The following is an 11,594-nucleotide window of genomic DNA, read 5'->3' on the forward strand; positions in this document are numbered from 1 at the left end:
GATCGTAGGGAGTTCTGCCCGAGCCGATGAAGAGGTACAGGACATACAACAGCGGAAGCGCGTACGCGAGCGCCGTGACCACCACTACCCCGGCAGGCACTGCGCCGGTGGAGCTGGAGACGACAAATCCGTAGGCAGCAGCGTGGCCGATTGACCAGGGAACTGCAATCTTCAGCGTGTTACGCACCAGCGCGCGCCAAAAGGTGACCCGCAGCCCGGTCGTGGAGTCAACCACTCGCAGACGCCTGGCTCGCTTTCCAAGACTCGCCTCTCGTGAACTTGACTCCAGGGCAGCAAACGCAACTGTCACCGGCAACGCAAGCGTCACAAACGCGACCAGGTTGAGAGCGATCGGCGTTAACGGTGCCGTGATGTCCGCAAGGAACAGGGGAACGCCGACGGCCGCGACGATTGCCACCCACACCAGAATGACCAGCCAATCCACCAGCCACGCAACCAGTCGATTGAGCGGGATGCTGCGCACGTTCGCCTCGCGCATCAGGGCGATCCTCAGCCGACGTCGTGAATCTCGAACACGGGGAAGTCGGAGGCGATGGCAGCGAACGCGGCGACTGGCTCGGACTGGTCGACTGGGATGTGCGGTCTGGCACCGGGTGCCTGTGCCAGGTAGGCCTTGAGTATCGGCGCGCGACGGTCATCCAACACCTCTTCCAGCACCACTCGCCGTCGGTGCCCAGCGCGGATCACGGCCTGCCCACCTGCTGCTCGCACATTGCGCACCCACCGTGAGCCCTGGCCCAACATCGACACCAGATACTGGTTGTGCTCGAAGTGTGCGATCACCACCGGCAGCGTGAGGTGGGTGCGCGACACCGGATTGACCGTGTCAAGTGTCACCGCCGTGCTCGGAGCGACTCCTAGTGAGAATATCGTGGCGCTGATGCGGTTCAGGAATCGGGCCCACCTGTTGGGTCGCCCGCCGGCATACATGCGCCGCAACGATTCCGCCCGAATCATGACAGGTGACCGATCGGGAGTCGATGTTCAAATACCCGTCCGCGGATCGAATCCGGGGAGATAACGACGTAGACAAAGGGCTGCGTTGGCACCCAGGGTGGGAACGCGTCGAGAACACGATTCGACAGCACGGGTTCGAGGTCGATCACCATGGCGCGCCCCTTCACGACGACGCTCCAGATGCTGCCCTGAGATTCGGCGTCCACTTCGAAGGCGACCTGCATGTTGTGCGTGAGGGTGTGAAGTTTTTCGCCCTCGGCCGTACGGAACAGGATCGTGCGGCCGTCGCTGTAGTAGTTGACCGGGAAGATCTCGGGCCGGTTATGGTCACTGACCGCGAGCCGCCCGAAACTCCTGCTCCCCAGCAGATCCCAACTGGCGGTGTCTGACAGCTCCACCACGGGGCCTTGCGGTGACCACCCGTCCTCAGTCACTTTATGCGACATGGGTCACGCCCCCCACCAGTGAACCGGCAAGCCCCCGGGCCCACTTCTCGGCACGCGCTAATTCCCCGTCAACCAGAGGGCCCTCGTACCCGTGGACGCGAAATGAGTGTGGCTTGGTGGCGACGTCGAATCCCAGCGACCGCAGTTCGTGTCGTGCGGCCTTCGCAGCCGACCCCGGAAGTCGAGGCGCATCAACGCGAGTGTCGAAGGTGACGGCGCGCAACGGCGACGTGACTGGCGATAACCCATCGATCCATTCGCGTATGCCCCTGGCCGGAACGAACGGCGCGCCGTGATGCAGAGCGGCCTCGTTGCGGGTGGCCGCGCGGGTCATCGAGAACGCGTGCGTTGGACCTCCCGCCGCGACCAGGTCGTATCCCTCGAGCGAGTCGGGCGCCGCGTCGGAGCTGACGATGTCGACCGACAGAGTCGGATCAAGACCACGCCCAATGGCACGTGCGATCTTTTCCGTGTTTCCCCAGAGTGACTCAAAGACAATGATCGCGCGCATCACAACTCCCTCATCGACGTGAACTACGTCCAGTTCACGCCCCTAGGCGTGACGATCACAGTGCCGAAGGTCCCGGCGAGCCAACTCTGCCAAATTTCACGGGGATGTCTCAATCTGAGCGGCGTGCACGCGATCATGCCGCTCACGCGCTTCGGCCCGCAACGCCGAAGGCCGGCCGAGGTGCAGGTCGAGTCGCCATACTTTGCGCGGCTGGTTGCTGAGCTCCTGGTACTCGGTGATGATGCTCATCCGCGGAAAAGAGTTGATCAGAATCGAATCGGGCACGAGCCGATCAACAACGCGACCCCACCATGAGTCGGGGAGCGTGGCATCCGTCCCCGCCTGAATCGTCCTGAGGTAGGCGTTCTTCTGCTCGGTGCGTGCGTAGGCCAGCAGGGTGAGAACAATGGATGCCGCGACCAGAACGCTCAACACCAGAAGAACCACATCGGCCACGGGGCGTGCGAACCGAACGATCACGTTCAGGTTGATCACGTTAAGCACATAGATCAGGACGAGCGAGAGAATGCCCCAGATGATCGCGTACTGCAGACAGATGCGGCCCTGCACGTTGAGCACCTTGTCGCTGTAATCCCAGAAGACGCTCTTGAACAGGCGTTCCATGACGAGGCTGGCGATGAACTCGAGCGTCGTGCACACAACGAGCCCGATGATGAAAACCAGGAACGGATTGACTATGTAGGGGATGAGAATGACGGTGACCGCAACGCCGCCAATGCCGTACAGCGGGTTGAGGGGCAGATACAGGATGCCGACTCTCGACTCGATAATGCCGCGATGCTCCGCCGCCCAGCAATAAAAGGTCTCTATCAACACGCCCGCGAAGCTGTAGATCAGGAACAGCCACAACAGCAGGTACGCGTAATCGCCGGTGGACAGGCCCGACAGGTCAATTTTCATGCGCGCTCCTCGCTGTCGTCCAGGACGACAAGGACGGGGCTGGACATATTGATCAACACATCATGATTTCCGACACGTAGTCCACTGATCGCGTGCGCCGAGCGACGCCGACCTATGACCAGCAGTGAAGCACTGGTCGATGCCTCGATGAGTGCTTCCGGACTGGGCTGGTCGGCAGAAGTGGATCGAACTCGAACCTGTGGCTCAGCCGCTCGCGCCAGCGCGAGCGCATCAGCCACCATCTCTGCTCGCTGAGTCATCTCTTTCCCACCGCCGGGCGCATCCATTCCCGAGCCCCCTGACGCAACGAGAAGCAGTTCCTCGGATGCGCGCACCGCCTCGGCGGCGGCACATCGAATGATCGCGTCACCGGTCGGTGACTTCTCGACTCCTGCCACAATCCCGTGCCTGTCATAACCCCCCTGGTCTGGGATGAATGCCATGTCGCAGCCCGCCCGCCAGGCCAGGGCGAGAAATCGCGACCCGAATGCTCGGCCGTAGATGAAGCCCGTCTTATGGGTTCCGACTACCAGCAGGCTGTACGCGCTCGATCGTTCGGCAAGAACATCGGGTGGGCACCCCTCGGCAAGGGTCGTCGCAATCGGAACATCACCGCCGAGTTGGAGAGCGTAGTGACGTTCTGTCTCCAGAAACTGTGTGGCTCGCGCACGCGCTACCGGACCGAGACTGTCCGTCACGTCGCTGTCGACCACGTGAATCAGCTCGACGGCCGCGCCCAGTGTCGCTGCGCGACTGACACTCCACGCGATTGCCGATCGGCTCGGGGTCGACGCATCAATGCCGACCAGAATTGTTGCGCGCATCCTCAACTCCTCGACTCAGTGTGGCGAGATCGGTCAGGATGGCCGTGAATCGCAGTCCCGTGCTTCGAGGTTGCCCCACCGCCCGTGATCGGGGTAGGGCCGATAGTCCTCATGACACGAGCCGGGGTAGAATTTGCACGGCGAGACCTAGATCAGGGTGAAGCTCCCATATGCAATAGTCGAAGCGAGACGCTATGACCGAGGGGCATCAGTTTTCATTTCCTGACGATTCTCGCGGCGAGCTCGACAGGGCCCTCGATGACCTGATGAGCCGAGCACGCGACGTGCTGGGCACCCAGGGCCGGCTTCGCGCCCTTCTCAAGGCCAACCAGGCCGTGATCGAACACATCGACCTGCCCGTCGTGCTTCGTCGGATCGTTGAGTCGGCATTGGAACTGGTTGGTGCCCAGTACGGCGCGCTCGGCGTTATTGCACCGGATGGCGCGCTGGAGCAGTTCATCAACGTCGGGATGTCCCCCGAGCTGGTGACTCAAATCGGTCATCTGCCCGAGGGACACGGGCTCCTGGGCGCGCTCATCAAGGATCCCCACCCCATCCGAATCCCCCGGCTGTCGGACGATCCGCGTTCCGTCGGGTTTCCGGCCGGTCATCCCCCCATGGCCAGCTTCCTTGGCGTGCCCATCCGAGTGCGTGATGAGGTGTACGGCAATCTCTACCTGAGCAACCAGTCGTCGGGTGAGTTCAGTGAAGAAGACGAGCAGCTCGTGACGGCGCTCGCGGCCACGGCCGGTATCGCGATCGAGAACGCACGACTCTTCGCCGAAACTCGTCGACGCCAATCATGGGCGGCCGCGTCGGCAGAGATCACCGCCGCTTTGATGTCGAACGATGACAGCGATGTGCTCTCCATTCTCGCCGCCCGTGTGCTCACTCTCTCCGACGCCGATGTCGTCTGGGTTCTTCAGCCCACCAACGATCCCGAAAGGATGGTGGTCAGGACCGCGCGAGGAATCGATGATGCACGACTCCAGGGCGAGATGCTGGGGACGAAGAATTCGCTGAGCGCGAGCGTGGTTGAAGGCAGGCAGCCGCGCCTCATCGACAACAGCTCAGACTTTGAGTTGACGTTGAGCGGCGGGCGCGCCATCGGACCGGTCATGGCGGTGCCCATGGTCTCGTCGGGGAAAGTGACCGGAGTTCTGCTCGTGGGCCGGCTTCGCGGGGTGCCCCGATTCTCACGCGCTGATCTTGAACTCGCCGCCGGCTTCGCGGGCCAGGCGAGCGTCGCGATGGAGCTCACGGCCGCCCGGGTGGATCGCCAGCGGGTCGCCATGCTGGAGGACCGCGGACGGATTGCTCGAGACCTGCATGACCGCGTCATCCAGCAACTGTTCGCTACCGGGCTCGAGTTGCAGAGTATCGCCGGGTCTGCATCGCCTGACCTCGCCGAGCGCATCGCGCTGTCGGTGAACAGTATGGATGCCAGCATCTCCCAGATCCGAACCGTGATCTTTGCGCTCTCGGTTCCCACAACGGACCCCCACGACACGGTCAGGCACTCCATCATCAATCTCGCCAACGAACTGGCACCTCGACTGGCCCACACCCCCAGCGTGAGCTTCTCGGGGCCGGTTGACCTCGTCATCACGAAGGATCTTGCCGAAGACGTCATCGCGGTCACCCGCGAAGCACTGGTGAATGTCGTCAAACACGCCTCCGCCGAGCACACATCCATCGACCTGGCAGTGATCGACGGCGAGATCCGGCTCGAGATTGTGGATGATGGCCACGGGGCTGCCGGTCAGTCGAGGCGCAGTGGTGTGTCCAATCTCGAACAGCGAGCGCTGTTGCGCGGAGGCGCATTTCTCTTTGATTCCGATGAAAGTGGAACCCGGCTGAGCTGGCGTGTGCCCCTTGAGCAGGCCGACAGTGGAGCTGAACGGTGATCCGCGTTTTCCTGGTGGATGACCACGAGCTGGTGCGACGTGGCATCACCGCGCTGCTGAACGCGGAGGCCGATATCGAGGTCATCGGCGAGGCTGGCACCGCCGCCCAGGCAGTGTCTCGCATCCGGGCGACACGTCCCGACGTTGCGGTGCTTGATGTTCGACTTCCCGATGGAAGCGGGATTGATGTGTGCCGGCAGGTTCGATCCGAGAACCCGGAGGTGAAGTGTCTCATCCTGACCGGCTACGACGATGACGAGGCCATCTATGCCGCTGTGCTTGCCGGTGCCGCCGGTTATGTGATCAAGGATGTGCGGGCGAGCGGCCTGCCGGACTCCCTGCGTGCCGTTGCTGCCGGCAAATCCCTCCTCGATCCCTCTCTCAGCAGGCGCGTGGTGCAGCGCATCAACGACACGCACCTGAGCGACCCGCGCCTCGAATCGCTCAGCGCGCGGGAACGCGAGATTCTTCCCCTGATCGCTGAGGGGCTCACCAATCGAGAGATCGGCGAGCGACTCGCGCTGGCGGAGAAGACCGTGAAGAACTACATTTCGGGCCTGCTGAGCAAGCTCGGCCTACAGCGCAGAACGCAGGCGGCGGTGTTGTTGCTCGAGTCGCGTGCTCCGAGTTCAGGACCTTCGACCCTGTAACGGGCGGACCGTGGTGAGTACCGTCGAACCATGACCATCACCAGTTCGCACGAACTCTCGCGCACCACCGACTTCCCGCTGCATGTCGTCGATGCCTGGTGGCGGGCGGCGAACTATCTCACGGTCGGGCAGATCTACCTGCGCGACAACGCACTGCTGGCGCGCCCGCTTGTTGCGGCAGACATCAAACCGCGACTCCTGGGGCACTGGGGAACCTCCCCAGCCCTGAATCTCATCTACGCCCACCTCAACCGGCTGATAGTCGAGCGATCACTGGACATCCTCTACATCGCCGGCCCTGGGCATGGTGGCCCCGCGATGGTGGCCAACACCTGGCTCGATTACACCTACTCCGAGCTGTTTCCCCGCGTCACCAACGATGCCGCTGGCCTCCTCGCCCTCTTCCGCCAGTTCTCCGCACCCGGCGGCATCCCTTCGCATGCCTCCCCCACCACCCCGGGCTCGATCCATGAGGGTGGCGAGCTGGGATATTCGCTGGTGCACGCCTACGGCGCCGCTCTCGACAATCCTGGTCTCGTTGTCGCCTGCGTGGTGGGCGACGGGGAAGCCGAAACCGGCACCCTGGCGGCCAGCTGGCATCTCAATAAGTTCCTCAACCCCGACACCGACGGGGTGGTGTTGCCGATCCTGAACCTCAACGGCTACAAAATCGCCAATCCCTCAGTGCTGGCGCGCATCCCCGAGGCAGAACTGTTGGATCTGTTCCGAGGCTACGGTCACGAACCCATCCTCGTCTCCGGCGGATTCGATGGCGAAGAGGCAATGACGGTTCACTCCGCCATGGCGACCGCCCTGGAATACGCCGCAGACCGGATCGCCGAAATCCGCCGTGACGCTCGAGGCCCACTCACCTCGCCGCGACCATCGTGGCCGATGATCATCCTTCGCACGCCGAAGGGCTGGACCGGGCCGAAAGAGGTTGACGGCCTGCCCGTCGAGGGCACCTGGCGTTCGCATCAGGTGCCGCTGGCCCAGGTGGCCGAGAATCCCGAACACCTCGACATGCTTGAGACGTGGATGCGCAGCTATCGTCCCGACGAACTCTTCGATCGCGACGGTGCCCCCACACCGCTGCTCTCGAGCATTCGACCACGAGGCAGCCACCGCATGAGCGCGATCCCCGCCTCCAACGGCGGCCAGGTGCTTACCGACCTGGTGTTGCCTCCCGCCGAGTCCCACGTGGTCGACGTCTCCGACGGTCGAGGAACGACGGCGGAAGCCACCCGGGTGCTAGGTGCCTGGCTCACCGATGTCATCCGGCTGAATCCGAAAACGTTCCGGATCTTCGGGCCGGATGAGACGGCATCTAATCGACTTGATGCCGTGTATAAGGTCACCGCGAAGCAGTGGCAGGGCGAGGTGGAACCCACCGACGAGCACCTCGCCACTGAGGGCCGTGTCATCGAGATTCTCAGCGAGAACCTCATCGAGGGGCTTCTCGAGGGCTATCTGCTCACCGGACGCCACGGGCTCATGAACTCGTATGAGGCCTTCATCCACGTCGTCGACTCGATGTTCAACCAGCACGCGAAGTGGCTCGAATCCGCATCGGAGGTGGGGTGGCGACGACCCGTCGCCTCGCTCACCTACCTGCTCAGCTCACACGTGTGGCGGCAGGACCACAATGGCTTCTCGCATCAGGATCCCGGGTTTCTGAATCACGTCGTGAACAAGAGTTCGAGCGTCGTGCGGGTCTACCTTCCACCGGACGCCAACACACTGCTGGTCACCGCCGAGCACTGCCTCGGAAGCAGGGATTACATCAACGTGATCGTCGCGGGCAAGCAACCGAGCCCGACCTTTCTGAGCATCGCCGAAGCCCGCACCCACGGGGCTCGCGGTGCCAGCATCTGGCGCTGGGCGGGCACCGAGAAATCAGGACATGCTCCGGATGCTGTCATCGCTGCCGCCGGCGACGTGCCGACCTTCGAAGCGATCGCCGCGGTCAACCTGCTGCGCGAGCACGTGCCCGAGCTGTCGGTGCGGTTCGTGAATGTGGTGGATCTGATGCGCCTGCAGTCGCTGGAGCAGCACCCGCACGGCCTGTCGAAGGGCGACTTCGACGCGATCTTCACCGCGGACAGGCCCGTCATATTCGCGTTCCATGGCTACCCGAGCCTCATCCACCAGCTCGCATATCGCCAGTCGAATCACGCCAACTTCCACGTGCTCGGGTTTCGTGAGAAGGGCACAACCACGACCCCATTCGACATGCTCATGATGAACGATCTCGACCGCTACCGGATCGCTATCGATGTCATTCGCCGTGTGCCCGGCCTGCATGAACGCTACGACAGCCTGGTCGAGCATTTCGAGGATGAGCGATCCCGGCTGCGCGCGTACGCGTACGAGCACGGGGAGGACAGCCCCGAGGTGACCGGTTGGGAATGGCTGCGCCGAGAGGAGACCAACTGATGTCGGGCACGGAGGGCCTCAGGCCCGACGAAATCGCCGATATGGAGGTACTGAGCCAGGAGGAATGCTGGTCCATCCTGCGGGAAGCAACGATAGGGCGACTCGCCATCAGGGTCGGCGACGGAGCAGACATCTTTCCCGTGAACTTTCTCGTCAACGACCATGTGATCTACATCAGGAGCGCACCCGGCTCCAAACTGGTCGACATCACGCAGGCACCGTCGGTGGCGTTCGAGGTCGACGGCAGGGGTCGTCGAACCTATTGGAGCATCGTGGTCAAGGGCAAAGCAGAGCGCATGTCATATGACTCCGAGATTCGTGAGTCGGGCGTGCTCACGCTGTCTACCCTGACCTCGTCAGTTAAGTGGAACTACATCAGGATCGCACCAGTCACGGTGACCGGGAGACGTTTCGTCGGTGAGCACTGAGGACCCGGATGAACCGCCACCGCTACCAGCCGGCTCCGTAACACTGGAATCCGGATATTAACTCCGTTCGCAAGGAGGCAGCCACGAGAGCGTCGGCGGGCGCGGCCCCGCCGGCGAGTAACCCGTGAGCCGCGGTCAGCACCTCATGGGCGACGGCATCATTGACGCTGGATGGCGCGGCAATCACACAGCGCGCCCCAGCGTGAAGCCAGGACTGTGCCATACCGAGCGCCTCCGCGCCCCAGCGCACCGCGGAGCGACCAAGTTCGCAGGCTGAGAGCAGGACTACCGTCGGGACGTGCTCGATCGTATCGATGTCGTAGCCGAACCAGGGACCATCAGCGAGTTCGATGCCCGAGAACAGCGGGTTATCTGCGGCATGCCTGCCGTGGGCGGCGATATGGAGCACATCGACCCGCTCGGCGAGGGCGGCCACTCGCCCGCTCGTGGCCTCCTCCCGGCAGAGAAGGCGCGCGCCGACCCACCTTCCGGCCGCTTCGCGCACTTCCTGCTCGGCGCGAGCGACCCGAGGGCCTGCCGCGAACCCCGCCGTCTCGAGCGTCAATGGACTCGCGCGCTGCCCGAGCCACCGCGTGGCCGAGGTGGGAATGGTGATGGAGCGATCGGTGAGCCCGGGCAAGAGCTGCCAGGGAACTCCCGCGAGCGCAGCGGCCGGCGTCACAACTACCCGGCCGTGGTCGGGCGATAGCCCGAGCGGCTCGATCAGAGCCCGGGCAAGCTGGGACAGCCTCGCGTCGAGTGAGGCACGCACCGCCTGCCGCAGGTCTGTCTCAAGCTCTGCGGCAGTCATGTCCAGGTCGGCAAGCAGCCCGTCGAGCAGTCGACGAATGGATGCCCAGTCACCCAACGGGACGACCCGAGTATCGCCATCAGACACAACCAGAGCCACGAGTCGCTCATCGCTCCACAGGTAGGCAATGAGCACCGCGCCGCTCGAGGCGAGTTCAGCGCTCACCTCGTCGATCGTCGACAGCAGAGAGACAGCTCCCGAGCCCTCGTCAGTCCACTGCCTGCTACGAATGCGACTGCTGAGTTCCCGCTCCCGATGCGCCTGCGGTGAGCCCGGAGCGGGCTCGGTTCTGCGCAGCTGCCTCAGCTCGGTCAGGTCGGCCGCGAGTTCAGCATTTGCCGGTGGTCGCAGCGGCACAATGCGGCTCACGAGACTGCGCGTTCGTTCCGACCACTCGAAGACCGTCTGCGGTCGACCATCGGCGAGTGCCGCACGTATGCCATGCCCGATGAGCTGCCTGCTGTGAAACACCAGTGTGCTCTGCAGTTCGATGCTTCCTAACGATGCCTGCCAGTCCTGCAGTGCGTCGAGTCCATCGCGTGCGCGACCGAGCACCCCACCCGAGTCTCCGGTCGCCGCGCGCAGTTCCGCGTCGACCTCGAAGGCGAGCAACCGGGTAGTAATCGGGGTAGTCGACGACACATGCGCGGCGGAGAACACCACCCTCGCCTCCGCGAGCGCTCCCGAGCGCACCTCAATGCGAGCCAGTTGCAGGCGCATCACGAGGGCATCGGCGGCGAGGTCGTGTGCATCGAGAGTCTCCACAACGTGGGTGGCCTGCGTCGCGAGAGCCGAACCACTGCGGCCGGCCAGCACGGCGGCGGTCGTAGCGAGCGCGTCTGCGCGCGCCGCCCAGGCTTCGCTGCCCTGGGTTCGAAACCTCCGCGCGGCACGGCGGGCAACCACTCCCGCCGCCGCCGCGTCCGAATACACGAGCGTTCGGGCGACGACCAGCTCTGCCTCAGCTTGGGCGCGGCGCAGACGCCGTGATCCGTAGATCGCAACGACGTTGGACAGCAGCTCTGTCGCCTCGGTCGACATTCCCGCGGCCAGAAGCACCTCCGCGCGATCCTGATCGCAGGTCGCCAAGGCGACGGGCGAGAGCGTCGCCAGCGCTGGCCGCGCCTGATCCATGAGCCGAAGCGCGACGATAACATCACCCCGAAGCAGAGCCGCGTAGCCCTGATTGTGCAGTGTCCTGGCTTGCGCAAGGGGTTCGCCGCTGCGCTCGAAGGCCACCGAAGCGGCGGCAAAATCGGCCTCAGCGCTAGCCGCGTCTCCGCGCTGGAGATAAACGAGCCCACGGTTGAGATGTGCCCGACCCAGCCGCGCGGGGTCGTCGGTGAGGGCCTCGATCGCCTCACCCAGCCGGGGAAGCGCACTCGCGCTGTCGCCGCGGTACATCGCGATGAGCCCGAGCTGGCCGGCGAGGATGGCGCGGGTGTGGGCGGTCAGCCCCTGCGTGGCCAGCGTGACCTCGAGGCGTGTGATGGCGCCGTCCGCATCCCCGGTCTCAGAGTCGAGGTAGGCGATAATTCCGGAATGCGGGCCGTGAGATCTATATCGGTGCTGCGCGAGAGCGCGGCGTCGAGAGCTCGCCGTGCGGCGGCATGACGGCCGGCGTTCCCATAGTCAATTCCGCGTTCGTACAGCGTCGAGGCAGACAACACGTTTCATTGTCG

At 64.0% G+C, this 11,594-nt stretch carries 11 protein-coding genes; 4 read left to right on the top strand and 7 right to left on the bottom strand.

Translation table 11 applies throughout. From position 1 onward, the window contains the following. The 6 genes from RMN95_RS08090 to RMN95_RS08115 form a co-directional block, all read right to left on the bottom strand. The coding region (locus tag RMN95_RS08090; RefSeq protein WP_309616425.1) for an RDD family protein at positions 1-499 on the bottom strand (499 nt) is incomplete at its 3' end. Between the two features lie 11 nt (positions 500-510). Beyond that, complete coding sequence (locus tag RMN95_RS08095; protein ID WP_309616426.1) at positions 511-858, bottom strand: hypothetical protein; 348 nt, start codon at positions 856-858, stop codon at positions 511-513. A gap of 116 nt (positions 859-974) precedes the next feature. Continuing rightward, a complete protein-coding gene (locus RMN95_RS08100; RefSeq protein WP_309616427.1) occupies positions 975-1,412 on the bottom strand; it encodes a pyridoxamine 5'-phosphate oxidase family protein in 438 nt (145 codons plus the stop codon). Between the two features lies 1 nt (position 1,413). Beyond that, positions 1,414-1,935, bottom strand: coding sequence for a hypothetical protein (locus RMN95_RS08105; RefSeq protein ID WP_309616428.1), 522 nt, complete (start codon positions 1,933-1,935; stop codon positions 1,414-1,416). A 96-nt stretch (positions 1,936-2,031) separates the two neighbouring features. Beyond that, positions 2,032-2,856, bottom strand: a complete 825-nt coding sequence (locus RMN95_RS08110) for a putative ABC transporter permease (protein WP_309616429.1) — start codon at positions 2,854-2,856, stop codon at positions 2,032-2,034. Continuing rightward, a complete protein-coding gene (locus tag RMN95_RS08115; protein ID WP_309616430.1) occupies positions 2,853-3,680 on the bottom strand; it encodes a universal stress protein in 828 nt (275 codons plus the stop codon). Before RMN95_RS08115 ends, RMN95_RS08110 begins: the two co-directional genes overlap by 4 nt. A gap of 194 nt (positions 3,681-3,874) precedes the next feature. On the opposite strand from RMN95_RS08115, the gene RMN95_RS08120 reads away from it, so the two are divergent. The 4 genes from RMN95_RS08120 to RMN95_RS08135 are packed head-to-tail and all read left to right on the top strand — an operon-like array spanning position 3,875 to position 9,101. After that, positions 3,875-5,587: a GAF domain-containing protein gene (locus tag RMN95_RS08120; RefSeq protein WP_309616431.1), complete on the top strand. Its 1,713-nt coding sequence runs from the start codon at positions 3,875-3,877 to the stop codon at positions 5,585-5,587. Further along, entirely contained in the window at positions 5,584-6,237 is a 654-nt protein-coding gene (locus tag RMN95_RS08125; protein ID WP_309616432.1) for a response regulator transcription factor, read from the top strand. The genes RMN95_RS08120 and RMN95_RS08125 overlap by 4 nt, the downstream gene beginning before the upstream one ends. Positions 6,238-6,267: 30 nt before the next feature. Further along, positions 6,268-8,673: a phosphoketolase family protein gene (locus RMN95_RS08130; RefSeq protein WP_309616433.1), complete on the top strand. Its 2,406-nt coding sequence runs from the start codon at positions 6,268-6,270 to the stop codon at positions 8,671-8,673. Beyond that, on the top strand, positions 8,673-9,101 hold the full coding sequence (locus RMN95_RS08135) for a pyridoxamine 5'-phosphate oxidase family protein (protein WP_309616434.1): 429 nt from the start codon (positions 8,673-8,675) through the stop codon (positions 9,099-9,101). Before RMN95_RS08130 ends, RMN95_RS08135 begins: the two co-directional genes overlap by 1 nt. Before the next feature lie 22 nt (positions 9,102-9,123). Here RMN95_RS08135 and RMN95_RS08140 read toward each other — a convergent pair whose 3' ends face one another. Next, on the bottom strand, positions 9,124-11,316 hold the full coding sequence (locus RMN95_RS08140) for a CHAT domain-containing protein (protein WP_309616435.1): 2,193 nt from the start codon (positions 11,314-11,316) through the stop codon (positions 9,124-9,126). Positions 11,317-11,594 lie beyond the last annotated feature (278 nt).

Source organism: Salinibacterium sp., assembly GCF_031364185.1.
Lineage (GTDB): Bacteria > Actinomycetota > Actinomycetes > Actinomycetales > Microbacteriaceae > Rhodoglobus.

What these genes read in the sequence shown, in the direction of transcription:
- RMN95_RS08130 (WP_309616433.1), top strand. Translation starts at nt 6,268, where the DNA reads ATGACCATCACCAGTTCGCACGAACTCTCGCGCACCACCGACTTCCCG.
- RMN95_RS08105 (WP_309616428.1), bottom strand. Translation starts at nt 1,935, where the DNA reads ATGCGCGCGATCATTGTCTTTGAGTCACTCTGGGGAAACACGGAAAAG.
- RMN95_RS08115 (WP_309616430.1), bottom strand. Translation starts at nt 3,680, where the DNA reads ATGCGCGCAACAATTCTGGTCGGCATTGATGCGTCGACCCCGAGCCGA.
- RMN95_RS08120 (WP_309616431.1), top strand. Translation starts at nt 3,875, where the DNA reads ATGACCGAGGGGCATCAGTTTTCATTTCCTGACGATTCTCGCGGCGAG.
- RMN95_RS08110 (WP_309616429.1), bottom strand. Translation starts at nt 2,856, where the DNA reads ATGAAAATTGACCTGTCGGGCCTGTCCACCGGCGATTACGCGTACCTG.
- RMN95_RS08135 (WP_309616434.1), top strand. Translation starts at nt 8,673, where the DNA reads ATGTCGGGCACGGAGGGCCTCAGGCCCGACGAAATCGCCGATATGGAG.
- RMN95_RS08140 (WP_309616435.1), bottom strand. Translation starts at nt 11,316, where the DNA reads ATGTACCGCGGCGACAGCGCGAGTGCGCTTCCCCGGCTGGGTGAGGCG.